The organism is Pseudomonas frederiksbergensis (genome assembly GCF_003732665.1).
GTDB classification, from domain to species: domain Bacteria; phylum Pseudomonadota; class Gammaproteobacteria; order Pseudomonadales; family Pseudomonadaceae; genus Aquipseudomonas; species Aquipseudomonas frederiksbergensis_G.
Genome location: NZ_MOBP01000006.1, coordinates 301443 through 325742 on the forward strand (window position 1 = coordinate 301443; position 24300 = coordinate 325742).

Consider the following 24300-nt stretch of genomic DNA (forward strand, 5'->3'; position numbering starts at 1 on the left):
GGTGAATGTCAGACCGCATTCGCGAGCAAGCCCGCTCCCACAAGGGGGACAGTGCTAGCTCCCTTTGTTGCCTTTTTCGTTAGCCGGGTCGTAGACCTTGGTCAGGTCACCCCCGAGGCGGAAGGTCTTGAACGGTTGCATCTTGTGCTTCTGCGCCAGCACTTCCGGCGAGCAGGTGTAGAGCGAGCAGAACGGTTCGAGCCAGGCAAATTTCGAATCGACCTTGAGGTCTTTCATGTCCTGTTCCTTGCCGTTCTTCTTCTCGAACTCTTCCGGATCTTTCACACCGGACAGCACGCGATCACCCAGGCGTTTCAGCGCACCGTTGTTTTCCTGACGCAAATCCACACCATTGACCAAGGCGAAACTGGCGATCATCGACAGCGGCGGCAGGGCGTAGTTGTGATAGGACAGGGCGCGTTGCTGGCGCTTGAGTTCGTTGGGCAGGAAGCCTTCGGCGTCAATCTGATTGGCGCCGACTTTGTATTCCTTCACCGACCAGTCGAACAGGTCGCGGCGGTTGGTGGCGATGGACGTTGCCATTACCGACCAGGCGGACCAGTACGAGTGGTTATTGGTTTTGTCGAGCGGCAGGTTGTCCCAATCGCTGACCACCTGATCGGCCATTTTGCTGAACCAGGCTTCGATCAACTGCGACTCTTGCTGGTGATTGGCCAACGGATGGGAGTCGGAGAACTTCAGGCGAATGTACGACGAGGCCATGCTGCCCAGCGCCCATTTGCGCATCGATTTGCCGGTGTGGTTGAAGTCTTTGGACATCAACGCATCGGCCTTGGCCCAGGCGGTCAGCCAGTTGAGCGTGCATTCGAGTTGTTCCGGGCGACCGTCACGCATGAACTGCATCACGCGCTTGCTGGTGCCGCGTTCCAGTGTGGTGATGTCGGCGGTGGTGTCGCGGAAGGCTTTTTCCGACTGCACGTTCAGGGTCGAACGGGCCTTGTCGCTGCCTTCGTATTTGCTGCGAAATTGCAGCGGGCCGGTGTAGGGCGTTGGCATCGCGTCACAGCCTTCGCTCTTGTCGCCGGTCTTCACTTTTTCAATCGGCGCGAAGTAGCCCTGGGGCGGACGCAATGGCGCGGCGGCCTGGGTGGCGCCGGCGAACATCGCCAGGGTCAGCAGGGAGGGCGCGAGTAATCTTTTCAAAGTTCGGGTTTGCATATGGGCCTCATTGTCCGGCTTGAGCGGTGCGCTGCTCGTTGCCAGGGAACACGTTGCGTTTGCAGATTTTCGCTTCGACTTTTTGTGGCGCGGCACCTGCTTCAGGGCCCTGGACTTCGACGGCCAGCAGATTCTGCGTGGCCCAGTCTTCGTCCGTGCGCAACTCAAAGGCGAAACGCCCGTCAGTGTCGGAGGTTTCCGGTTTTTCGATTTTGATGTCCTCGTGGCGACCGTTCATGTACCAGAGGGTGGCTTGCAGGACTTTCACCGACGCATCGGCGAACTGGATGTCGACCTGGTGACTGCCGTTTTGCAGGTTCAGGTTCTTGCTGTTGACCATTAATTCGTTTTTGCCCGGTTTCAATGTGGTGCTACCGGTCATTTGGGTTTCCTTGCCTTCGCAACCGTTGTCCAGCAGCGCCATCATCTGGCGGTAGATGGTTTCCTGATCGAGGCGATAGAGCGGAGAGAATTCCCAGATGAGGATCTTCGGCGGTTTCTTCTGGAACTCTTCGCTGCCCAGGTACTGCAGCATCGAACCTTCCAGGCCACCGCCAGGGAACGCTACGTTGAGGATGTCGGCGCCGATGGCCTCTTCGAGGAAACCGGCGAAGTTGTAGTTCTTGCCACTGTGGCTGGTGCCGACCAGGGTGATCTCCGGATTGCCGGAGTCACTGAACAGGTCGCCATCGGCCGCTTCGCCTTTTGGCTCCGTGGTGAACTGATCCATGTACTGGATCGCGTAGCTCGTGCCACAGAGTTGACCGGCCATGTTGTGTAATGTTCCGGTCTTGCCCATGCGACCCGACTTATGGCTCTCGAATTCGCGTTTCGGCACGTCGGCGAAGGCCGGCATTTGCTTGATTTGCTCACCGACGATTTTCGCCGTGCGCTGGGCGCCGTACGGCGTCCAGTGTTGGTCACCGCGGAAGTAGAAATCGTGGGCCGGCAGGGTGTCGGGCAGCGACTCGTTGGTCAGCGGCGACAGGTCCGGCACGGTGTAGCCCATGGCGGCGAAACGCCCGAGCATGGTTTTGTAATTGCGCAGGGCCTTGTCGAAATCGTACTTGGCCTTGTCTTCCGGGTTGAGCTTGTTGCGGTTCACCAGGCCTCGGGTTGGCTGGTAGACGACCACCAGTTCCACGCCTTTGCTCTTGAACGCATCGTGCAGTTCTTTCATGCGTTTGTAGCCGGCAGGGGAGGTGTCGAACTCGGTACGCAAGTCTTCTTGGGTACGGAACAGCCAGTCGCCCTGGGCCTGTACCAGCGTGGTGAAGTTCTGCTGGTAACGGGTGGTGTAGTTCTTCGCGTCGTGGGCTTCCGGGCACAGGTTGCAGCACGGGTCGGCGGTGAAGCTCGGTGCTTTGACCGCAGCGGCATCGTCGGCACGGGCGCCAGCGCTGGCCGCGAGAATGCCCGCGGTCAGGGCCGACAGGCTGAGTAATTTGATCAAGTGTGGGTGCATAAAATTATCCTCAGTCCCGCATTTCGGTCTGGCGTTCGACAGGGTCGATCAGCACGGCTTTCTGCTGGCGCACCAGCAGGTCGAGAATTTCATCCTGGCGCTCGCCAAGAATCCCGTTGAAGCTGATGCCACTGGATTTGGTCGGCGCGAGCATGGACACGCGGTACAACTCGACGCTCAGCGGCGAGTCGATGGCCAGCGGTCCGCTGCCATTGCCGGCCAGTTCGCCGCCGACCACGATCAGCGACACCTGGGCGTCGAACGGGTCAAGCTTGATGTCCCGGTCGGTGTCGCTCAGGTCCTTGATGTGTCCGTAGACGCCGGTCAGGCCGTTGGCCATGGCGAGGTTTTCGTAGAGGCGAATGTTCACGCTGTTACGAATCCGGATGCCGTGACGCTTGTTGCCGATCACTTTGTTGGCCCACAGCAGGTTGTCGGCACTCTCGTAGAGGGTGATGCCGTCGGTGTGGTTCTTGTAGATCTCGTTGTAGGCGATCAGGTTGTTCACGCTGTTACGGTCGATCACCAGCCCCGAGAGGTGGTTGTCGTAGCTGCGGTTGTTGAAGATGAAGCTGTCGTTGACCTCACGGGAAATGATGATCCCGTGCTTCTTCTTGGTCCCGTAGACGGTGTTGTCCGCGATGATCAGCCCGTGGGACCGGTCATGGGGGTCAATGCCGTAGACGATGTTGTCTTTGTAGGTGTTGCCCTTGACCACGAAGTCGCGGGTTTCGTAGCAGTAGAAGCCGTACCACATGTCCGAGAACTCGGAGCCGACGATCCAGCCGGTCGGCTCGGCGCGCTTGAGCACCTTGGCCATGTTCGGCGTGTACTGGGAAATACTCACGCCGTAGGACTTACTGTTGGCGTAACCGAAACTGGCGATCTTGCTGTTGGCGATGTAGGTCTCGGTGCCGCCCCAGGACAGCAGGAACGGCCGGAACTCCTTCGGCGTCTTGAACAGCGCCGGGCCGTTGTTCTTCTCGCTCCACCCAGTAATTTTGGTGTCGCGCACAAACAACTGGCCGTCGTTGACCAGGAACGAGCCGGCCTCTTGGGACAGGCGCAATTCCTGGGTCTGCTGGTCGATTTCGAGGATGCCCTTGCGGCCAACCACGATCGGCAACTTCGCCAGGTACACGCCCGGCGAGGTTTCGCTGATGTACTTCGGTTCTTTCTTGGCCAGGTCCTTTAGGTTCATGTAGCCGTCGTCAACGAAGATCGCCTGCGGGATGCCGTGCTGACGCACCACCCACTCGGCCATCTTGTTGTCGCCGCCAATGAAGTCCTTCAAGGCGTCTTCCTGCATCATCCGGCGCACGCTGACCTTGCCCGGTTTGGTCTGCACCACTTTCGCGGCGATAGCTTCGGCGGTGTAGCCGGAAGTGTCCGGCAGCTTGGGCTTGGCCAGGTTCAGCGGCTCGGTCGGTGCGCTGCTGACGGTGTAGGTCTTGGCTTGCTGCAGTCCTTTGGCCAGGGTGCTCGGTTGGCCTTTTTGTGCAGGCGCAACCGGCTCCGCATTGGCGAAGGCGACCGAGCTGGCCAGCAGCATCGCGCCGGCCAGCAGCGTGATCGAACCTCTCTTCGGATAGGTCATGTCGGGCACTCCTTTCGCGGCTCGCATCAGAAGCGCCAGATCACGTCGATGAACGCGCGGTGCATGTACGAATCGACTTCTTTGCCGTAGGCATCGCCGGGCTTGAACACACCGCCACGGAAGCGCACCAGGGCCGAAGGCTCATCGATCGACTGACTCAAAGCGGCAGGCAGCAGCCCTTGCTTGAAGTACTTGGTGACCACCAGGTCCATTTCCTGACCGAGGTCTTTGTTGCCATCTTCCAGGGGCAGGGAGGTGCTGGAGAGAATCGCGCCGGTCACGTCGTCGGTGTTGTTCTCGACGGCGTTGATGCCGTTACTGCCGACAGGTTTGTTGCCGTCCACGCGCCAGAACTTGTGGTAGATCAGGCTGGCGTCGTATTCGTCGTTGAGCATCCACGAACCGAACAGGGTCGCGGTTTGCATGTTGTTCATTTCGCCACGGAAGGCTTCGCCGAAACGGTGAACCCGCGAGCGAGTACCGGTGTAGTTCGAGCGGTTGCTTTCCAAGCCGTTCTGTTCGTAATCGGCGCTGGCGCGGGCATAGGCTGCACCGACTTGCCATTGCGGATCGAGGCGCAGACGCACGCCGACATCGGTGGCCCAGCCGTTGAGGTCTTCACCGGTCTTGGCTTCGGTCGGGCGGGTGCCGTCGGCGTTGAGCGCGTTGACCGTATCGGTGTCGCCGCTCATGCCGGTGATGCTGCCCCAGTAATTGAGGGTGTTGGTGTTGCGCCAGTTGTAGGCGTCGCTGTCGGCGGTGAGGCCGAGCCAGGTGAGGTCACCGTTCTGCTTCTTGTCCAGCGAATCGCCGGCCACACCCGGTTCCGGGTAGTCGAGCTTGCCGTCATCGTGGGTGTGATGACCGCGAATGCCGACCCAGTTGCCCGGAGTCCACTGATACGCCGCATCGGCGTAGGCGTGCAGGCGATCCTTGTCCTTTGGCGCCAGCTCTTTCAAGTCGGTGCGGTATTCGCTGAAGCGTTCGGCAACACCGGCGTTGGCACGCAACAGGGTGGTGTCGAAGGTCCAGTTCAGGGCTTCGATGTTGGTGTCGCGCCATTGGCCGTCGTCATTGCGCAGGCGTTGGCGACCGAGCTTGAGCATCTCGCCCGGATACGGCGTGAGACCGCTGTAGCCGACCCAGAACTCGCGCATGGCCAGGTAGTTTTTCTTCGACTTGCGATCACCGTTGTCGGTGGCCTGGTTGGTGTCGTCAGCCTGTTGCAGGGTGTCGGTTTCGATGATGTCGGTGGACGTCACCGCCTGACCCATCGCATAGGCGCTCCACGCGCCGCTTTCACCGTAGACCCATGGCCGCAGGTCGAGGCCCAGGCCATTGACGTCGCCACCCTTGGCGGTGCCGAGGTCGGCGTCGTCTTCGGACTGGCCGGTGATTTTCACTTCCAGACCGTAGTTCTTCGCATCGGTCATCGCGGCCAGGGTCGGGCACGACCACAGCAGGGCGAAGGTCAGGCCAATACCGGCCTGCACAAAGGGATTCAACTTCATAATTTTTCCTCGCCGTCTTCTTCTTGCAGGGCTTGCAAATCCAGCTTGTTCTGGCTCGAGGCACCACGAACGGCCTGTTCTTGTTTCAACAGGCGTTGGGCCTCGGCGAGCTGGGCAGGCGGCAGTTGGGCTTCGAGTGTTGTCGCGAGCTCATTGGCTTGCGGGGTGTCCTGAGCCTTGGCCAACTGGCTGAAGACGTAAGCGTTGACTGGGTTGGGCTTGGTGCCCTTGCCTTGGGAAAACAGTTGAGCGATAGCGAAATCGGCGCTGTTCTGGCCGTTGCGTGCAGCGGTCAGCAGGTGATCCAGGGCTTTCTGCGAGTAAACCTTGCCCAGGTAACCACGGCGGTAAATCTGGCCGAGGTAGTAATCGGCGGCGACTTCACGGCCGACGGCTTTCTGGAAGTGTTCTTCGGCGACCTTGGCGTCGGCCGGCACCCATTTGCCTTCGTAGTAGAGCTTGCCCAGCAACAGTTCGGCGCGGGGTTGATCAGCAGCGCGACCGTTTTCCAGGTACTTCATCATCGTGTCGACGTCACCGAGTTCCGGGAAGTCGTAGAGCAATTGCGCCAGGCTGACCCAGGACGCGGGGTAGCCAGGGGCGATGCCTTCGAGCAGCGACTGCGCAGTTTTCTCGTCGGTCTTGCCCAGGGTTGCATCACCCAGGACGCGAGCAACGCTGTCGACCCGCTGCGCGGACACGGTGCCGCGAGTGTGCGCGGCTTGCATCTGTTTGATCAGCTCGGCCTGTTGCTCAGGCTTGGCTTGTTTCTGGTAAACCGTGGCCAGCTCGACGTAGCAGATGTCGGTGGTGTTCAACGCGGCTTTGCAGATGCTTTCCACTTCGTCCAGGTGCTGGTCGTAAGTGCCTTGGGTGCGATAGAGCAGCACCTGGGCCAGACCCGCTTCCGGCTTGCCTTCGGCGCGCCACTTACTGATCTGCTGCTGGGCGTTGACGTTGGGGAAACTGTGCGGGTATTGCAGGTACAGCATCGCCAGCGGGATCAGCGTATTGCCTTCGCCATTGGCCCCGGCCTTTTTCAGCAGGCCTTCGGCTTCGTGTTGCTCGGCTTCGGTGGAACCGGGCTTGGCCACCAGCAGGCGACCGAGGCGAGCCTGGGCACGCGGCGAAACATCGGCGGCGGCGCGGTAAGTCGCCTCGGCCAGTTTCATCTGCGCCGGGTCGCGGCTGTCGACCTGGATATCGGCCAGGCCGACTTGCGCCTCGCTATAACCCAGGTCGGCCAGTTGCTTGTAGTTCTGCTGCGCCAGCGCGGTGTCGCCGCGCTTCAGGGCTTCGTTGGCCAGGCGTTGGTCGGGCAGGCCGGCGCAGCCGGCGAGGCTCACCGCCAGTGCAACTGCGCACAGTGACCCCATGTGGGAGCGGGCTTGCTCGCGAAAGCGGTGTGTCAGCGAGCATTGATGCTGAATGTTAAACCGCATTCGCGAGCAAGCCCGCTCCCACAGGAGTTGCGGTGTAACAGGGATATGTGGAGTCGTCACAGGCATGTCCTCGACTTAAATACCGGCGGCCATGGCTTTGTCGATCAGCCAGTTCAGGTTCGGGCCACGATCGCTGTTCACTTCCACCGGGCGACCGGCGAAGGTGGTGTCCAGCGGCTCGTCAGGCTTGATCTGCACGCGGATGTCGGAGGACAGGTCGGCGCTTTTCAGGCTGGTGCTGCTGACGATCTTGCCGGTACGGGTCTTGTCTTCGCCGGCGATTTCGAAGGTCACTGGAGCACCTGGGCGCACATCGGCGAACTGGCGATAGGTGAAGCGTGCGTCGATGTTGGCTTCGCTGTTGCGCGGCACCAGGGTGAAGATCACGTCGCCCTTGCTGGCGTACTGACCGTTGGCGACCATTTGCTGGGCCACGGTGCAATCGCACGGCGAGGTCAGGGTGCCGGTCATTTGCTTGCCGAACAGTTCTTCAACCTTGGCCGGTTGCAACTGGTCTTCGTCCAGATGGCCCTTGAGCACGTCGAGCATGCTGGTGCTGAAGGTCGCCAGCGGCGCGCCTTTAGCGGCAATGCCATCGGTTTTCACCAGGCTCTGCACGGTGCCGTCGCGGGGCATGGTGATGTTCATGCCCGGCACGCTGACGATGCCGGCCTGAGCGTGGCTGACGAAGTACATGCCGTACACCGACTTGAAGATGAAACCGAACGCCGCGAGGCCAACCAGGAAGATCGCGAAGCTGAAGGTCACCGCACGCAGACGACCGAACGGGGTCATGCCGTGGCCGCCATCCTTGACCTTGCGCGCCTTGGTGAAGTTGTCGCGCTGCAGGGTCGCCAGCACTTCACCCATGCTGACGATGTCGCCGGCCAGGTGAGAGGTGATCAGGTGGCGCAGGGTCGAGATGTCTTGGGATTCCAGGTTCTGGAACTGGCAACCGGCGCGACCGGTTTGGCGATCGAAGGAGCGGATCTGCAACTCCACGTCCATGGCCAGGCCCAGGTTATCGATGACGAATTGCAGGCGAGCCTTGTGCACGTCACCGATTTTCAGCGGCAACTGGCCGGCGTTGAACGCCAGGCCGCCGGCGGAGAGGTCGAGGACCCGGGCGTCTACCGGAGTCCGGTCAGGGCCGAAGAACCGCAGCTTGGCCGGGATTTTCACTCGGGCGTGTTGGCGCTGGGCTTCGGATTCGTGCACTACGTTGGCGTTGACGGCGGTATTCATAGGGGCAATTTCCTGGTTAATTCAATAAGGGGGCGGTCAGACCATCATCAACAGCACGGCGACGAAAATGCTGCCGGCGGAGAAGGTCATGGTCCGAGACGACCAGGTGTTGAACCAACGTTGAAAGCTGGCGAGATCACGGGTCAATTTGGTGTCCTGGCGAGTCCAGGATTGTTGGTCGAGGCGGAAGAACACGTAGATCTTCACCAGCGCGCCGACGATCTGGTTGTAATAGAGAATCATCGGGTAGGCCGGGCCGATCCGGTGACCGGAGCACGACAGCAGCAAGGTCAGGATCAGGCGGGTGAGGCCGATCCACAGCAGGTACGCGAGGATGAACGCGGCGCCGTACTTGAAGCTGGCGATGATCGCCACGGTCAGGCCGAGCAGGGACGTCCACATCGACACACGCTGGTCGAACAGCACCACCGAGGTGAACAGGCCGAGGCGTTTCATCCCCAGGCCCAGGGCACGGGAGTTCTGGCGCAGGTTGTTGCCGTACCAGCGGAACATCAGTTTGCGGCTGGCCTTGATGAAGCTTTTTTCCGGCGGGTGTTCCACGGTGTGGATCGCCGCGTCGGGAACGTAGAAGGTGTCGTAGCCCAGGCGCATCAGGCTGAACCAGCTCGACTTGTCGTCCCCGGTGAGGAACTTGAAGCGGCCCAGGCGCCAGTGTTGCAGCGAGTCGCTTTCGACGTCGGCGATGAAGTCCGGGTCGGTCACGACCGTGGCGCGGAACACTGACATCCGCCCGGTCATGGTCAGCACGCGCTTGGACAGGGCCATGGAGCACATGTTGATGTGGCGTTGGGCGAAGCGCAGTTTGTGCCACTCGGCCATGACGTAGCCGCCGCGTACTTCGCAGAACTCGTTGGTGGTCAGGCCGCCGACATTGCCGAACAGCTGGAACCACGGCACGGTCTTGAGCACGACGCCTGGCGCCAGCACGGTGTCGCCATCGATCACTGCAACCACGGCGCGGTCGTCCGGCAAGTGGCGGGAGATGGCGCGGAAACCGTAGGCCAGGCCGTCGCGTTTGCCGGTGCCGGGAATGCGCACGAAGTCGAGCTTGACCCGGTCCGGCGGATTCATCCGGGACCAGAGGCTCTTGACCAGCTTCTCATCGGACATTTCCACGATGGAGCAGACCATGGTGGTCGGCAGGCCGCAGTCGATCGCTTCGCGAATCACCGAGGCGTACACCTGTGCGGTGGTCAGCGCGTCGATACGGAAGCTGGTGACCATCAGGTACACGTGTGACGGGTCTGCCGCTTTGCCCAGCTTGCGCACTTTGCGCCGCAGGTGCGGGTAGACCACGTACAGGAACAGCATGCCGCGCAGAAAGTGCGTGGCACCCATCGAGTAACGCCAGATCCCGATGAAACCGATCAGGAAAATGAAGTCCTTCGACTCGGAGTCGAACGTGGACGAAGGCAACGCCATGGCGATGCCCATCAATAAACTTAGGTAAAACAGCCAACCGGCGGCCTGAAGTAGGCCGTGCTTTAGCCTGTGCATAATCTGCATCCGTCTCTATCTCGGGCGAGCCTGTTGGGTGGCCCGATGGGGTTAAGGCAGGCTTACAAAAACTGTAATGTCGCCGGTGAACCCGTAGGAGCTGCCGAAGGCTGCGATCTTTTGAGCGTTCGCTCGGGACTCAAATGGCCCTGGAAAGATCGCAGCCTCGTTTCTCTCGGCAGCTCCTACAGACGTGTTACCAGCAGATGCCTTCGGTGCGGCCGCTTACGCTGGTGGCTTGAGACATGAAGCCGACCAGGTCGATCACTTGCTTGCCGTGTGGAGCCTGTTCCGCCAGGGCGCGGAATTTCTCGTCACGGTTGCCGAGGATGATCACGTCGGAGTTGTTGATCACGTCGTCGAAGTCGGAGTTGAGCAAGGACGAGAGGTGGGGGATCTTCGACTCGATGTACTCCTTGTTCGCGCCGTGGACACGGGCGTACTCGACGTTGCTGTCGTAGATGCTCAGGTCGTAGCCCTTGCCGATCAGCATTTCCGCCAGATCTACCAACGGGCTTTCGCGCAGGTCATCGGTGCCAGCCTTGAAACTCAGGCCGAGCAGGGCGACTTTGCGTTTGTCGTGGCTGGAAACGATGTCGAAAGCGTTCTGCACTTGCGACACGTTGCTGCGCATCAGCGAGTTGAGCAGCGGCGCATCGACGTCCAGGGAACCGGCACGGAAGGTCAGGGCGCGTACGTCTTTGGGCAGGCAGGAGCCGCCGAACGCGAAGCCTGGACGCATGTAGTACTGCGACAGGTTCAGGGTTTTGTCCTGGCAGACCACTTCCATCACTTCACGACCATCGACGCCGACCGCTTTGGCGATGTTGCCGATCTCGTTGGCGAAGGTCACCTTGGTGGCGTGCCACACGTTGCAGGTGTACTTGATCATCTCGGCGACAGCGATGTCCTTGCGGATGATCGGTGCGTCGAGTTCTTCGTACAGGGCTTGCAGAACGTCGCCGCTCGCGGTGTCGAACTCGCCGATAACGGTCATCGGTGGCAAGTCGTAGTCGGCGATCGCGGTGCTTTCACGCAGGAACTCAGGGTTGACCGCAACGCCGAAGTCGACGCCGGCTTTCTTGCCCGAGCAATCTTCGAGAATCGGGATGACAACGTTTGCGACCGTGCCCGGCAGTACGGTGCTGCGAACCACGATGGTGTGGCGGGTGGTCTTGTCACGCAGAACAAAACCGATCTCGCGGCACACCGCTTCGATGTAGTTCAGTTCCAGGTCGCCGTTCTTCTTGCTCGGCGTACCGACGCAGATCATCGACAGGTCGGTGTCACGAATCGCTTCGGCGAAGTTGGTCGTGCCGCGCAATTTGCCCGTCTCGATGCCCTTCTGCAGAAGCTCGCCCAAACCCGGTTCAACGATCGGCGATTTGCCGGCGTTGATCATATCGATCTTGTCTTTGGCAACATCGACGCCAACGACGTCATGGCCACGTGCAGACAGGCAACCGGCACATACTGCACCGACGTAACCCAAACCAAATATGCTGATGCGCATCGCATTTACCTCTGTAATTATCAAGCCATTAGATGGCCGGAGTTAATGGTGTTCAGCGGTCATAGTGCACTCGCAAGTGCAGCCGTACAGGCGCCACAATGCAGCGTGCAGGCATACTAAGTTCCGAGTGACTAAATAAGTGCACTCAAGATGTGCGCAACTAGGCCTTATTATTATGATGTGCCCTGTTATGCATCCTGTGCCCTGTTGACAGGGCAGTGGTGCAAAGATCTTGCGCGCTCAATGCCAGGCGTGAGGCCCGTAAATCAAGCGGTTGGGTGCTCGGATGAGCACGTTTATAGGGGCGCTGCCTTGGCCTTGTAGGGGATAGTAATGGTGCGTATCTCCTGTCCTATAGGTGCCGCTCAAATAAGAGATTCATTAAGCAGAAGTTAGTGTGACAACTTCGCTACATGGTTCTCGTCTCTGCGTAAGTTATCTCCTACACGTTCAAGGAGAATCGTTACCGGTGGTATGAGCGACGCATTTGGACATAGTTCCTGTCCGCCCATCGCGAATTCTGAAATTTCTTGAAATATCGAGAAAGATGGCACTGCTCTCAAATTGATAGCACTTACCGTTTGGCCCTTTATATGTAGGGTAGTTGTCGAATTAGATGGGTAAGTGCCACTATTGTTAAAAAATGTCAGTGCCACTACTGAAAAAAATCACGATTGTCGAGTGAAACAAAAGTTAGAAATTGCAGTGATGGTTTTTTGGCGTCAGTGAAATGGCGAAACAGGCGGGGAATTGTTCGACGATCAGACGGCGGCGCACGACGAATTTCGTGCGCCGAATGAGGGCATTATTCCGGGGCGTGATCGCGCAGGAACACCAGATTGTCTGGTTTGGACTGTTCGGCACTGTAGCGATAACCCTGGACATCGAATTGCTTGAGGGCTTGCGGGTCGTTGATCCGCTCTTCGATGACGAAACGGCTCATCATCCCCCGGGCTTTTTTCGCGTAGAAGCTGATGATCTTGTATTGACCGTTCTTCAGGTCCTTGAAATCGGTATTGATGATGCGCGCGTTCAAAGCATTGCGTTTGACCGCCGAGAAGTACTCGTTGGAGGCCAGGTTTAGCAGTACGTCGTCACCCTGGTCGGCCAGGGCTTCGTTCAGCCATTCGCTGATCCGCGTGCCCCAGAAGGCGTACAAGTCCTTGCCACGGGCATTCGCCAGTTTGGTGCCCATCTCCAGCCGGTAAGGCTGCATCAGGTCCAGGGGGCGCAGCAGTCCGTAGAGGCCCGAGAGCATGCGCAAATGCTGCTGGGCGTAGTCAAAATCGGCTTCGCTGAAGGTTTGCGCGTTCAGGCCGGTGTACACGTCGCCCTTGAAGGCCAGCAATGCCTGCTTGGCGTTTTCCGGGGTGAACGCCGGGGTCCAGCTGCCGAAACGCGCGGCGTTGAGCCCGCCGATCTTGTCGGAGACGTGCATCAATTCGCTGATCTGCGCCGGGGTCAGGTCGCGCAGTTGCATGATCAGCTCCTGGGAATGGTCCAGGTATTGCGGCTGGGTAAAGCGTTGGGTCGCCGGCGGTGTTTCGTAATCGAGGGTCTTGGCGGGGGAAATCACCATCAGCATGAAGTCGTCTCCTTTAATCGTGGGGGCGATTCTAGGGGGTTGCGCTTGATGACTCCAGCTATCAAGCCCATAGGTGATCGGTGGCCATGCACAAAACCCTGTGGGAGCGGGCTTGCTCGCGAAGACGGCGACACATCCACCATTAAAGTCGCCTGACACACCGCTTTCGCGAGCAAGCCCGCTCCCACAGGAGATCGTGGCGCTGGTGCGGGATCAGCTATAGTGCCGCGCGGGTTTTGTTATGGAGACATCCCATTGCGTATCGTTCTTTTATTCTCGGCCTGGCTCTTGAGCTTCGGCGCCCTGGCGGCGCCCGGCGATGTGGCGACTCTGGATCGCAGCACCTGGCCGGAACAGTTCACCAGCCCGACGCTGTTCGACGTCGCGTCCCGGGCCGAAATCCTCATGTTTGCCCGGGTGCTGCTGGCCAGCGAATCCCTGGATGAAACGAGCCTCGCCCAGCGCCTGGGGCTGCGCAAGATCAATCTGGAGTCGGTCAACGCTCTACGCGAGCGCCTGTGGCAGCGGCTGCTGACCAATTACAACTTCGCCCAGCAGAGCTGCGACCAGGATGCGTCGTTCTGTTTCCTGGTCGAGGACCTGCCGACCCTGCGCGAGCAAGCGGGCAAGTTCCAGGTCAGCGACGACAGCTTCTATACCAAGTGGGCCGAACCGAGCCGCCTGTTCCACGCTCAGTACCTGGACGAGCAGTTGCGCAAGGCCGCGCTGTCGCCACAGACCAGCAGTGAAATCGATCATTTTGGCGACTATGAGCGCAACGGCGACGAGATGCATGACCGGCTGTTTTTGCTGACCTTCGACAGCGCCGCCAATGCGATTCCGGACAACACCGGGTGGGTCACCGAATACCTGCGCAAGTCGAACATGAATGGCACCTTCTTCGTCCTCGGCAAGGACATCCAGGCCCGTCTGGCCGAGCGTTCGGTGGCGAGCCTGCAAGCGACGTATTCACAGCAATGCATTGGCGTGCAGGGCTGGGAATTCCGTTCCCACAGCCATTGGCAGGACTGGCAGGACTCGGTGCGGCGCAGCGCCGATCTGGTCAAGACCAAGCTGCCGGAGAACTACGTGCCGCTGTTCCGCCCGCCGGACGGCCAACGCCGCTCTGATGCCCAGGGCTTCTTCGAGGCGCAGGGCTTGCAGGTGGCGCTTTGGGACATCGATGCCCAGGACGGCGCCGGCAAACTCAAGGGCAGTCAGAGCGCCCAGCGGGTGTTGACCCTGATGCTGCTGTGGCGTCATGGCGTGATCAATTTCAATGTGAAGCAGGACGGGGTGAAAACTTCGATGCCCTGGTTGATCGGGCAAACGGCGCAAAGCGGGATCGGTTGGCAGGACTGTCAGGTAGCGTTTCGCTGAAAGCGTGAAAAGCCCGTATTCATTGGGGTAGAGGGGCGGGCGGGGTCATTTTGGAAGGAATTTCGATGCAGGCGGACTTCCGACTTTAACGGCACAATGCCTGCACGCCAAGGGCTATTCGTCACTCTGAAAAATAAACTTCAAAAAAACGTCAAAGTGCTTTTTTCTGTCATGGGTTTTGGAGTATTACGAAGACAGACCGCCGAAACCTGCAACACAGGTGGCGTCTCCCAAGACCCCAGTTTGTGTGCAGTTCACTTGATCCCTCGCAGGTGAATTCGGCAGTCACTTCGAGGCGCAGCACCGTCGAGGTATTGCGTCGAATGGCTCCCACAAAGGTGACCGAGTATGGATGATCACGGACGTAGTTCTTCTTCCAACCAGCCAATCCTTTATGTACTCGATACCAACGTATTGATTCACGATCCAAACGCCCTGCTTAACTTCGAAGAACACCACGTTGCGATCCCGATGACCGTGCTTGAGGAGCTGGATAAGCTCAAGAGCGGGCATCACAGCGTTGCGGCCGAATGCCGTCAGGCGATTCGCCTGATCGACAAGACCCTGGGCGATGCCAGCCCCGAAGATGTCGAACTCGGCGTGCCGATCCAGCGCGGCAAGAGTGGGCCCAAGGGTTTGCTGTCAATTCTGATGAGCAAACGCGCCGAGCCAAACATCATCTTGCCCGAGCACCTGAACGACAACATCATCATCAACCAGTTGATCGACCTGCACGCGCGCGAGCCAAAGTTGCCCGTGGTGCTGGTCACCAAAGACATCAACATGCGCCTCAAGGCCCGAGCGTGCGGGATCGCGGCCGAGGACTACAGCACCGACCAACTGGTGGACGACGTTTCGCTGCTGCCTAACGGCTACCACAACATGACCGGCTCCTTCTGGGACCTCGTGAGCAAGGTCGAAACCCGTCAGGACCACGGCCGCACCTGGCATCAGGTGAAGCTGATCGACAACCTGCCGGCAGTGCACATCAACGAATTCATCATCGACGAACAAGGGTTTGTCGGCTGGATCAAGGAAATCGAAGAAGACCGCCTGCTGATTCTCGACCTGCATCAGGAACCCCTGTTGCACCAGGAAGCCTGGGGCCTGAAACCGCGTGACATCTATCAGAGCCTGGCGCTGTACGCCTTACTCGATCCAGACATTCATTTGGTCAACCTGTCCGGCGCCGCCGGTTCCGGTAAAACCATCCTGGCCCTGGCCGCTGCCATCGAGCAGACCATGGTCAGCAAACGCTATCGCCGGATCATCGCGACGCGTAGCGTGCAGGGCCTGGACCAGGAGATCGGCTTCCTGCCGGGCACCGAAGCGGAAAAAATGGAGCCTTGGCTGGGCGCCATCACCGACAACCTCGAAGCCTTGCACATGGATGACGAAAACACCCATGGCAGCGTCGACTACATCCTCAGCAAAGTGCCGTTGCAGTTCAAATCCCTCAACTACATCCGGGGTCGCAGCTTCCAGCAGAGTTTGATTTTGATCGATGAATGCCAGAACCTCACGCCGCACCAGATGAAAACCATCATCACCCGTGCCGGTGCCGGTTCCAAAGTGGTGTGCCTGGGCAACCTGGCGCAAATCGACACCCCTTACCTGTCCGCGACCAGCTCCGGGCTGACCTACCTGACTGAACGCTTCAAAGACTTCCCTAATGGTGTGCACATCACCCTGCAAGGGGTGCCTCGTTCGATTCTGGCCGAATACGCCGAATCGCATCTGTAACCGCATCACCCGAACCGGGCGGCCCCAAAAGCCGCCCGGTTTTTCATGCCCATCGCAAAACTCCTGTGGGAGCGGGCTTGCTCGCGAAAGCGGTGTGTCAGTCAATACATGTGCCGACTGACACACCGCTTTCGCGAGCAAGCCCGCTCCCACATTTGGATTGGCGGTGGACGCATAATCAAACGTGCGGAAAATTGACCCGCAGGTTTACAATCGACGCTCCTGATCAGGAGTAACCCTGTGCTGACTCATCTCGATTCCCAAGGTCGCGCCAACATGGTCGACGTCACCGAAAAAGCCGTGACGTTCCGTGAAGCGACCGCCCAGGCGCTGGTGCGCATGCAGCCCGAAACCCTGCAAATGATCGTCAGCGGCGGTCACCCCAAGGGTGATGTGTTCGCCGTGGCGCGCATTGCCGGCATTCAAGCGGCGAAGAAAACCAGCGACCTGATTCCCCTGTGCCATCCGCTGATGCTCACCGGCGTCAAGGTCGAGCTCAGTGCCGAAGGCGACGACATCGTGCGCATCGTCGCCCGTTGCAAGTTGTCCGGGCAGACCGGCGTCGAGATGGAAGCCCTGACCGCTGCCAGCGTCGCCGCGCTGACGATCTATGACATGTGCAAGGCCGTGGACCGTGGCATGACCATCGAAAGCGTGCGGCTGCTGGAAAAACTCGGCGGCAAGAGCGGGCACTTCCAGGCGGATCCGTCATGAAGGTCACAGTGAAGTATTTCGCCCGTTACCGTGAAGCGTTGGGTGTGGACTCGGTCAAGGTTGAGGGCGATTTCGCCACGGTGGATGACGTGCGGGCGTTTCTGGTCCAGCGTGATAGTGCCGACGTGTTGAGCGAGCAAAACCTGATGTGCGCCCGCAACGAAGACCTTTGCCAGCTCGACGAGCCGGTGAGCGACGGCGATGAAGTGGCATTCTTTCCGACCGTGACCGGGGGCTGATCATGGCGATTCGCGTGCAGTCCACGGCGTTCGATCCAGGCGCTGAAGTCAACGCCATGCACGCCGCCAATGTCGGCGTTGGGGCGGTGGTGAGTTTTGTCGGCTACGTGCGCGACTTCAATGACGGGCTCGACGTGGCGGGGATGTTTCTCGAACACTATCCGGGCATGACCGAAAAGGCCCTGGGCAAGATTGCCACCGAGGCCGAACAGCGCTGGCCGCTGCTCAAGCTGGAAGTGCTGCACCGCATCGGCGCCCTGGAGCCGGGTGAGCCGATCGTCTTCGTCGGCGCCGCCAGCGCCCACCGTCAGGCTGCGTTCGATGCCTGTGCGTTTGTCATGGACTACCTGAAAACCCGCGCGCCATTCTGGAAGAAAGAAAACACCAGTGATGGACCGCGTTGGGTGGAAGGGCGGGACAGTGATCATGCGGCGGTGGATCGCTGGAGGAAGTAAGCAGTCAGTTGTTTCTTTGCTAGGTGTCAGTCCGCCTTCGCGAGCAAGCCCGCTCCCACAATGGAACGCGATCAACTGTGGGAGCGGGCTTGCCCGCGAAGAGGCCATCCGCCACACCAAAAATCCCCCCTGATTCACCACCCGACCAGAGGCCCGGACGATCTTCTCGCGCGCGATTGACGATTTATACATAAAAGTCCAGTATGGAATTATAAGTACAAAAAACACTCAATGGTTCCAGCGCTTCTTCTATCTTGCCAAACCAACAACAACCCGCGAGAAATCGAACATGAAGAAATTCCCCCTCATTACCGGTCTGGCCCTGAGCCTGTTGGCGTGCAGCAGCGTGTTCGCCGCCGAGAAAACCCTGCGCATCGGCATCGAAGCGGCCTACCCGCCGTTCGCCTCCAAGACCGACAAGGGCGAGATCGTCGGTTTCGACTACGACATCGGCAATGCCCTGTGCGCGCAGATGAAGGTCAAGTGCACCTGGGTCGAAGGTGAGTTCGACGGTCTGATTCCTTCCCTGAAAGTGAAGAAAATCGACATGGCGCTGTCGTCCATGACCATCAACGAAGACCGTAAGAAGTCAGTGGATTTCACCCACAAGTACTACTTCACTTCATCGCGCCTGGTGATGAAGGACGGCGCAGCGGTGGATGACCAGTACGCCAGCCTCAAGGGCAAGACCATTGGCGTGCAACGGGCGACCACCACTGACCGATACGCCACTGAAGTCTTTGAACCGAAGGGCATCAACGTCAAGCGGTACGGCAACAACGAAGAAATCTACATGGACCTGGCCGCCGGCCGCCTCGATGCGATTTTTGCCGACACCATTCCGCTGAATGACTTCCTGTCGATGCCTCGCGGCAAAGGCTACGCATTTGTCGGGCCGGAGTTGAAGGACCCGAAATACGTGGGCGAGGGCGCCGGGATTGCAGTGCGCAAGGGCAATACCGAGTTGGTCAGCGAGCTGAACGCAGCGATTGATGGCATTCGGGCGAGTGGCGAGTATCAGAAGATTTCCGACAAGTATTTCAAATCTGATATTTACGGCGACTGACAGATCGCTTTCGCGAGCAAGCCCGCTCCCACAGAGGAAACGCATTCCAATGTGGGAGCGGGCTTGCTCGTGAAGAGGCCCGACCAAACAACACACCTCAAAATGCCTAACCCTTCAACTCCTTCAAATGCTTGTACACCGTCGCCCGCCCCATGTTCAGCACATTGGCCACGTAGTTCGAAGCACTTTTCCCCTTGAACGCGCCTTCGGCATGCAGCGCCAGCACCAGTTCGCGTTTGTGGTCGCGGGTCAGCACATTCAGGCTCAACTGACGTTCCCGCAGCCAGGCATGCAGGAAGGTGTTGATCCGCTCCTGCCAGTCATCGCGAAACAGGGCGTCCGGTTGCGGGATCAGCTTGGTCGGTGACAGGAACAAATCCAGCGCAGCCTTGGCGTTTTCGAACAACGAGATATTCAGGTTGATGCACAGCACCGCCAGCGGATGGCCATTGCTGTCGCGCAGTACGCTGCTGAGGCTGCGAATCTTCTGGCCGTCCCAATTGAGCTTTTCATACGGCCCGATATTTCGTTCGCTGACTTCCTCACTGAGCATGTCCTCCAGCGCCGATTCATCACCGATGACCCGTTTCGACAGGTTGTTGGCGATGTAGTCGACTTTTTGCGTTCGCAGGTCGTGCAGCACCACCTCGGCGTGGGGGAAGAACAGCGTGGCGATGGCGTCGGCGATCGCCCGGTAGTTGTCCAGGACCGGGTCTTTTTCGGGTGCATTCATAAGGGGAGCTCCAGGCAACGTCAGCGCCCCGTCGAACAGGGCGCTGGAAGTTTGCCGCAATCGTGGCGACACGTCACCCAAGTCGCCGCTCAACCCAGGCGCGCCGGGGACAGCATCGCCGCATCCAGGCCGAAACGGCCCAGTTGATCCGGCAGCGGCTCACCACGCACCAGCGCCGCGCTGGCCTGGCCCATGGCCGGCGACGTCTGGATGCCGTAGCCACCCTGCGCCGCCACCCAGAACAGCCCCGGCACCTTCGTATCGAAACCGGCCAGCAAATCACCGTCGGCCACGAAACTGCGCAGGCCGGCCCAGGTGCGAGTCGGGCGGCGGATGGTCAGGGTGGTGGCTTCTTCGATCTGGTAAATGCCCATGGCGATGTCCAGTTCTTCGGCCTGCACGTCGTGGGGTTCCACCGGGTCGGCGTTGGCGGGGGAACCGAGGAACATGCCGGCGTCGGGCTTCATATAGAAGCACTCGTCGAGGGCCACCAGCATCGGCCAGTGGTGGATGTCCACGCCTTCAGGGCCCGCGAAGATAAACGCCGCCCGGCGTTTGGGTTGCAGGCCCACGGGCGCGGCGCCGGCCAGTTCGCCGATCTTGTCAGCCCAGGCGCCAGCGGCGTTGATGATGATCGGCGCGCTGAAGGTTTGGCCGTTGGTTTTTACGTGCCACAAACCGTCGGCGTCGCGGGCCAGGCCCAGCACTTCACTGTCGGTATGGACTTCACCTTTATTGCGCTTGATGCCGCGCAGGTAACCTTGATGCAAGGCATCGGTGTCGATATCGCAAGCAGTCGGGTCGTAGATCGCGCCATGGACCTTTTCCCGACGCAGGATCGGCAGGCGGGCGCAGGCTTCTTCGGCGCTGAGCAGTTGCATCTGCGGCACCGTGGCCTTGGCGCTCAGGTATTGATTGTTCAGCTCGGCCGGATCACCGGTGAAGTCCACGGTCATCTCGCCACGCGGGGTCAGCAGCGGGTGATCGCAGAAACCGGCGGGTGGGGCGTCGAAAAAGTCGCGGCTGGCCTGGGTCAACGCGCGTACTTGCGGTGTGCCATAAGCGGCGGTGTACAGCGCCGCGGAGCGCCCGGTGGAGTGATAGGCCGGATGGGTTTCGCGCTCCAGCACAATGACCCGTGCGTGCGGCGACAGCCAGTAACCGGTGGAAGCGCCGGCAATCCCGCCGCCGATGATGATGAAATCTGCCTGGCTCATGAACGTCTCCTGTGGGGCGTAACTGCCAATCTTGTCGAGATCCCTTGTGGGAGCGGGCTTGCTCGCGAAAGCGATGGGTCAGCCAATATTGATGTGGCTGACACACCGCTTTCGCGAGCAAGCCCGGTCCCACATGGGCATTGAGGTGTCAGGGTTGCAGGCGATAGAGAGCATTCGCCAGCGCAATGTCTTCCAGGCCCAGGCCAATGGAGCGGAAGAACACGTGGCGGTCGTAGCCAGGACGCTGGACCTTGCCGCTCAGCAGGTCGGGCAGGTCACCGATGATCGCGCTCTTATCCCAGCCATGTTGTTCGCCGGCAATCAGCATTTCACCCGCCGAACCCGGAGTGGTCTGACGATAGTCGCAGAACACCTGCATGTCGTTGAGGCGCTGGGGCGGCACTTCGTGGGCGCGAGGGGCATTGGTGCTGATCGAGGTGATCAGCGCAGGTCGGCTCAAGGTGGCCGGATCGATCACCGGGCCGGCGGAGGAGGTGCAGAGCATGATCACGTCAGCGTCGTGAATCGCTGCTTCGCGACTGTCGACGAGGCTCAGTCGTGAGTCGAGGCTTTGCAGTTGTGCCCGGGCATCGGCGTTCAGTTCGCTCAAGCCCGGCGAGTACAGGGTGATGCTCTGCCAGTCCCGCAGGTCCTTGACGTAATGCAAGTGCGCCTGAGCGACCTTGCCGCTGCCGATAATCGCCAAACGCCGGGCCTTCTGCGGGGCGAGGGCGTCGACCGCTACAGCGGTGGTCGCGGCGGTGCGGGCGGTGGTCAGTTCACCGGCATCGCAGAGCAGCAGCGGTTGGCCGGTTTGCATCGACATCAACAACGTCCATGCGGTCACCAGCGGACCTTGCTCGCGCACGATGTAGGGCGAGGTCTTGACCCCGTAGACGCCATCTTCGGCCAACACACCCAGGTAATTGATGAAGTCGCCGGCACCCTGGGGAAATTCCACCAGTTGCTGCGCCGGTTGCACGGCTTGCCCGGCAGCCAGGTCACGGAACAGCTTGCGCAGGATCTGCGGCACGTCGATCCGGGCCAGCAGCTCGCGGGCCTGAAGTTGATTGATCACATAGGGCGTACTGGACATGCTCGGCTCCGGAAGCTGTTTGTAAACTAATTTGTCCATTATGGACTTTTAGTTGTGTCGAGCAAGCTCCTGTTAAAAACCGGGCGAAAAAAAAGCGCAGTCCGTTGCCGGCTGCGCCTTCTTCCAGTGCGCCTGTGTTACGGGCGCTTGCGCTCAACCGCCCGCAGCAGATGCGTCGGTGGCGTTTCACAGCTGATTTTTTTGCCCAGCAGCGCCTCGATGGACGGTAGCTGATAGGAGTCGTCTTCACCGGCGAAGCTGATGGACACGCCATCGGCGCCCGCACGGCCAGTCCGGCCGATGCGGTGCACGTAATCGTCCGGTACTTCCGGCAGGGTGAAGTTGATCACGTGGCTGATGCCATCGATGTGGATGCCGCGACCGGCGACATCGGTGGCCACCAGCACGCGAATCTTGCCTTCGCGGAAACCTTCCAGGGTTTTGATGCGCTTGTGCTGCGGCACGTCGCCGGACAGTTGCGCGGCGTTGACGCCATCGCGCACCAGGCGTTCTTCGATGCGTCGCACTTCATCCTTGCGGTTGGCGAACACCATCACCCGCTCCCAGCCGTTGTCGTTGACCAGGTTGTAGAGCAGTTTGTATTTGTCGGCACCGGCCACGGCGTAGATGTGTTGCTCAACGTTTTCGCTGGCCACGTTCTGCGCTTCGATCTCGACGATCGACGGCTCGGTGGTCCATTGCTTGGCCAGGTTCATCACGTCTTCGGTGAAGGTCGCGGAGAACAGCAGCGTCTGGCGCTCGTTCTTCGGCGGCGTCTGGCGAATGATCTGACGTACTTGCGGGATGAAACCCATGTCGAGCATGCGGTCGGCTTCGTCCAGGACCATGACTTCGACCATGTCCAGGTGCACGTCGCCGCGCTGGTTGAAGTCGAGCAAGCGGCCCGGAGTGGCGACGAGGATGTCGCAATGACGGGCTTCGAGGTGCTTGAGTTGCTTGTCGAAGTCCATGCCGCCGACAAACGTCATGACGTTGAGGCCGGTGTACTTGGTCAGGTCGGCGGCGTCCTTGGCGATCTGCACCACCAGTTCCCGGGTCGGCGCGATGATCAGCGCCCGCGGTTCGCCCATGTAGCGTTCCTTGGGCGGCGGGGTTTCCAGCAACTGGGTGATGATCGAAATCAGGAACGCGGCGGTTTTACCGGTGCCGGTCTGGGCGCGACCGATGGCATCTTTGCCGGCCAGGGTGAACCCGAGGACTTGCGCCTGGATCGGCGTGCAGTACGGGAAGCCGAGGTCCTGGATGGCGTGCATCAGTTCAGGGGCGAGCTTGAAATCGTGGAAACGGGTTTTGCCTTCCATGGGCTCGACGGCGAAGTCTTCGAGTTTCCAGGGAATGACCGGGGCTTTTGGCTTCGGTTCGCGACGGGGTTTTGCAGGTTTCGGGGCGTCGTCAACCGGCTGCTGCTCGGCGATCACCTCGACAGGTGGGGTGGCCGGTGTGGTCACTGGCTCGTGTTTCGGTGCCGCTGCCGCTGCGGTCCGGCCAGGCTGACGACCGTCGGTGCGGTGGCTGGGGGTGTGAGACGGAGCGCTGGCGACTGGGGCGAGCTGCTCAACCTCGCTTTTACCGAACATCTTCTTGAGTGCTTTGAGCACGGTCATCTCATCAATTGGTTAAGGAATGTACGCCGGCCAGTGTAATGCAAGAAACGGGCGCGGCGTAGCGGGATGATCAAAGGAAGGCTTTTAACCCAGGTGCTTGGCGAGCCAGACACCAATGTCGCGAATTTCTTCGGGTAACACTTCGTGGCCCATTGGGTATTCCTGCCATGTCACGGTGACACCACGCAGCTTTAAATGCTCATAAGCGCTACGGCCCATGGCGTTTTGCACAACGTCATCGTACTGGCCGTGCAGGCATAGCACAGGAATGCGCTGCTGGCTGGCGGAAAGCTCCAGTTCGTCACTGAAGGTTGGTGCATAAGTGGACAGGGCAAGTACGCCACCGAGCGGCCCCTGCCATTTCAGGAAAGCACTGTGCAACACCACCGCGCCACCCTGGGAAAAACCGGCCAGGAAAATCCGCGAAGCGTCTATTCCGAGGGCCTTCTGCTCTTTGATCAGCCCGATGAGCATGTCGGCCGACTCATCCAACTGTTCGCGGTTGATCGCGCGCGCCGGGTTCATGGCCAATATGTCGTACCAGCTCGGCATCTCGTAGCCACCATTAATGGTGACAGCGCGAGTCGGTGCCTGGGGCAGAACGAAACGGGTGGTCAGCAAGCTTTCCTGCAGCGCTTCGGCCACCGGGAGAAAGTCGTAGCGATCGGCGCCCAGGCCGTGCAGCCAGATTACGCAGGCGTCTACGGGTTTGACGGGCTGAAGAATCAAGGGCTGGGTCATGTCTGCTCCAATGTTGTGCGTGCGCTCTCATTGAGTGCGTGATCCGAGTGCGCGTCTGGTTGATCAGTTACGAAGATGTCGCAAGGCTACAAGTTTTGCCATTGACCTGTCGCTGAATCGCTTGAGCGAGCGGTGTGGTACGGGCTTTGCTATGGGAAAGCCTGTGCAACCAATCTCGCCTCTGGCGGTAACACTATCAGTGTACTGCTGGTGACGGGATAGCAAAGAATCCGGTG

20 protein-coding genes are annotated in these 24300 nt (G+C 59.9%); 6 read left to right on the forward strand and 14 right to left on the reverse strand.

The annotated features are described in order from the left end of the window. Nucleotides 1-54 precede the first annotated feature (54 nt). The 9 genes from BK665_RS11305 to yaaA all read right to left on the reverse strand — a co-directional run bounded on the left by BK665_RS11305 (nt 55) and on the right by yaaA (nt 13055). Complete coding sequence (locus tag BK665_RS11305) at nt 55-1179, reverse strand: mannuronate-specific alginate lyase (RefSeq protein ID WP_123405472.1); 1125 nt, start codon at nt 1177-1179, stop codon at nt 55-57. Nucleotides 1180-1186: 7 nt separating this feature from the next. After that, the gene (locus BK665_RS11310) at nt 1187-2644 is read right to left on the reverse strand and encodes an alginate O-acetyltransferase (RefSeq protein WP_123405474.1); all 1458 of its coding nucleotides are present in this window, start codon (nt 2642-2644) and stop codon (nt 1187-1189) included. 10 nt (nt 2645-2654) lie between these two features. Further along, nucleotides 2655-4241 carry a mannuronan 5-epimerase AlgG gene (gene algG, locus BK665_RS11315; RefSeq protein ID WP_123405476.1) on the reverse strand — a complete coding sequence of 529 codons (1587 nt, stop codon included), beginning with the start codon at nt 4239-4241 and terminating at the stop codon, nt 2655-2657. A 26-nt stretch (nt 4242-4267) separates the two neighbouring features. After that, the gene (locus BK665_RS11320) at nt 4268-5752 is read right to left on the reverse strand and encodes an alginate export family protein (RefSeq protein ID WP_123405478.1); all 1485 of its coding nucleotides are present in this window, start codon (nt 5750-5752) and stop codon (nt 4268-4270) included. Next, a complete protein-coding gene (gene algK / locus BK665_RS11325; protein WP_123406322.1) occupies nt 5749-7128 on the reverse strand; it encodes an alginate biosynthesis TPR repeat lipoprotein AlgK in 1380 nt (459 codons plus the stop codon). Before algK ends, BK665_RS11320 begins: the two co-directional genes overlap by 4 nt. Nucleotides 7129-7269: 141 nt before the next feature. After that, nucleotides 7270-8439: an alginate biosynthesis protein Alg44 gene (locus BK665_RS11335; protein ID WP_123405480.1), complete on the reverse strand. Its 1170-nt coding sequence runs from the start codon at nt 8437-8439 to the stop codon at nt 7270-7272. 36 nt (nt 8440-8475) lie between these two features. Continuing rightward, the gene (alg8, locus tag BK665_RS11345; RefSeq protein ID WP_375538928.1) at nt 8476-9957 is read right to left on the reverse strand and encodes a mannuronan synthase; all 1482 of its coding nucleotides are present in this window, start codon (nt 9955-9957) and stop codon (nt 8476-8478) included. Between the two features lie 196 nt (nt 9958-10153). Further along, the gene (locus BK665_RS11350; RefSeq protein ID WP_123405484.1) at nt 10154-11470 is read right to left on the reverse strand and encodes a nucleotide sugar dehydrogenase; all 1317 of its coding nucleotides are present in this window, start codon (nt 11468-11470) and stop codon (nt 10154-10156) included. Nucleotides 11471-12275: 805 nt separating this feature from the next. Further along, a complete protein-coding gene (gene yaaA / locus BK665_RS11355; protein WP_123405486.1) occupies nt 12276-13055 on the reverse strand; it encodes a peroxide stress protein YaaA in 780 nt (259 codons plus the stop codon). Nucleotides 13056-13310: 255 nt separating this feature from the next. On the opposite strand from yaaA, the gene BK665_RS11365 reads away from it, so the two are divergent. From BK665_RS11365 to aotJ, 6 genes are all read left to right on the forward strand, one after another. Beyond that, nucleotides 13311-14435, forward strand: coding sequence for a polysaccharide deacetylase family protein (locus tag BK665_RS11365; protein ID WP_123405488.1), 1125 nt, complete (start codon nt 13311-13313; stop codon nt 14433-14435). A gap of 348 nt (nt 14436-14783) precedes the next feature. Beyond that, nucleotides 14784-16178 (forward strand): PhoH family protein, encoded by a 1395-nt coding sequence (locus tag BK665_RS11370; protein ID WP_123405490.1) that lies wholly within the window; start codon nt 14784-14786, stop codon nt 16176-16178. Nucleotides 16179-16418: 240 nt separating this feature from the next. Next, nucleotides 16419-16892: a cyclic pyranopterin monophosphate synthase MoaC gene (gene moaC / locus BK665_RS11375; protein ID WP_123405492.1), complete on the forward strand. Its 474-nt coding sequence runs from the start codon at nt 16419-16421 to the stop codon at nt 16890-16892. Next, the gene (locus tag BK665_RS11380; protein ID WP_123405494.1) at nt 16889-17131 is read left to right on the forward strand and encodes a MoaD/ThiS family protein; all 243 of its coding nucleotides are present in this window, start codon (nt 16889-16891) and stop codon (nt 17129-17131) included. Before moaC ends, BK665_RS11380 begins: the two co-directional genes overlap by 4 nt. Before the next feature lie 2 nt (nt 17132-17133). Further along, complete coding sequence (gene moaE, locus BK665_RS11385) at nt 17134-17586, forward strand: molybdopterin synthase catalytic subunit MoaE (protein ID WP_123405496.1); 453 nt, start codon at nt 17134-17136, stop codon at nt 17584-17586. A 289-nt stretch (nt 17587-17875) separates the two neighbouring features. Then, complete coding sequence (gene aotJ / locus BK665_RS11390; protein WP_123405498.1) at nt 17876-18652, forward strand: L-arginine-binding protein AotJ; 777 nt, start codon at nt 17876-17878, stop codon at nt 18650-18652. 106 nt (nt 18653-18758) lie between these two features. Here the strand turns inward: aotJ and BK665_RS11395 are convergent, their stop codons facing one another. The 5 genes from BK665_RS11395 to BK665_RS11415 form a co-directional block, all read right to left on the reverse strand. Further along, complete coding sequence (locus BK665_RS11395; RefSeq protein ID WP_123405500.1) at nt 18759-19385, reverse strand: helix-turn-helix transcriptional regulator; 627 nt, start codon at nt 19383-19385, stop codon at nt 18759-18761. A gap of 89 nt (nt 19386-19474) precedes the next feature. Next, nucleotides 19475-20602: an NAD(P)/FAD-dependent oxidoreductase gene (locus BK665_RS11400; RefSeq protein WP_123405502.1), complete on the reverse strand. Its 1128-nt coding sequence runs from the start codon at nt 20600-20602 to the stop codon at nt 19475-19477. A gap of 148 nt (nt 20603-20750) precedes the next feature. Then, complete coding sequence (locus BK665_RS11405) at nt 20751-21698, reverse strand: ornithine cyclodeaminase family protein (protein WP_185076500.1); 948 nt, start codon at nt 21696-21698, stop codon at nt 20751-20753. 137 nt (nt 21699-21835) lie between these two features. Then, nucleotides 21836-23323, reverse strand: coding sequence for an ATP-dependent RNA helicase RhlB (rhlB, locus tag BK665_RS11410; protein WP_123405506.1), 1488 nt, complete (start codon nt 23321-23323; stop codon nt 21836-21838). 84 nt (nt 23324-23407) lie between these two features. After that, on the reverse strand, nt 23408-24064 hold the full coding sequence (locus BK665_RS11415) for an alpha/beta hydrolase (RefSeq protein WP_123405507.1): 657 nt from the start codon (nt 24062-24064) through the stop codon (nt 23408-23410). Between the last annotated feature and the right edge of the window lie 236 nt (nt 24065-24300).

Coding starts and splice junctions, on each gene's coding strand:
- BK665_RS11305 (WP_123405472.1), bottom strand. CDS start 1,179: ATGCAAACCCGAACTTTGAAAAGATTACTCGCGCCCTCCCTGCTGACC.
- BK665_RS11310 (WP_123405474.1), bottom strand. CDS start 2,644: ATGCACCCACACTTGATCAAATTACTCAGCCTGTCGGCCCTGACCGCG.
- algG (WP_123405476.1), bottom strand. CDS start 4,241: ATGACCTATCCGAAGAGAGGTTCGATCACGCTGCTGGCCGGCGCGATG.
- BK665_RS11320 (WP_123405478.1), bottom strand. CDS start 5,752: ATGAAGTTGAATCCCTTTGTGCAGGCCGGTATTGGCCTGACCTTCGCC.
- algK (WP_123406322.1), bottom strand. CDS start 7,128: ATGGGGTCACTGTGCGCAGTTGCACTGGCGGTGAGCCTCGCCGGCTGC.
- BK665_RS11335 (WP_123405480.1), bottom strand. CDS start 8,439: ATGAATACCGCCGTCAACGCCAACGTAGTGCACGAATCCGAAGCCCAG.
- alg8 (WP_375538928.1), bottom strand. CDS start 9,957: ATGCACAGGCTAAAGCACGGCCTACTTCAGGCCGCCGGTTGGCTGTTT.
- BK665_RS11350 (WP_123405484.1), bottom strand. CDS start 11,470: ATGCGCATCAGCATATTTGGTTTGGGTTACGTCGGTGCAGTATGTGCC.
- yaaA (WP_123405486.1), bottom strand. CDS start 13,055: ATGCTGATGGTGATTTCCCCCGCCAAGACCCTCGATTACGAAACACCG.
- BK665_RS11370 (WP_123405490.1), top strand. CDS start 14,784: ATGGATGATCACGGACGTAGTTCTTCTTCCAACCAGCCAATCCTTTAT.
- BK665_RS11380 (WP_123405494.1), top strand. CDS start 16,889: ATGAAGGTCACAGTGAAGTATTTCGCCCGTTACCGTGAAGCGTTGGGT.
- moaE (WP_123405496.1), top strand. CDS start 17,134: ATGGCGATTCGCGTGCAGTCCACGGCGTTCGATCCAGGCGCTGAAGTC.
- aotJ (WP_123405498.1), top strand. CDS start 17,876: ATGAAGAAATTCCCCCTCATTACCGGTCTGGCCCTGAGCCTGTTGGCG.
- BK665_RS11395 (WP_123405500.1), bottom strand. CDS start 19,385: ATGAATGCACCCGAAAAAGACCCGGTCCTGGACAACTACCGGGCGATC.
- BK665_RS11400 (WP_123405502.1), bottom strand. CDS start 20,602: ATGAGCCAGGCAGATTTCATCATCATCGGCGGCGGGATTGCCGGCGCT.
- BK665_RS11405 (WP_185076500.1), bottom strand. CDS start 21,698: ATGTCCAGTACGCCCTATGTGATCAATCAACTTCAGGCCCGCGAGCTG.
- rhlB (WP_123405506.1), bottom strand. CDS start 23,323: ATGACCGTGCTCAAAGCACTCAAGAAGATGTTCGGTAAAAGCGAGGTT.
- BK665_RS11415 (WP_123405507.1), bottom strand. CDS start 24,064: ATGACCCAGCCCTTGATTCTTCAGCCCGTCAAACCCGTAGACGCCTGC.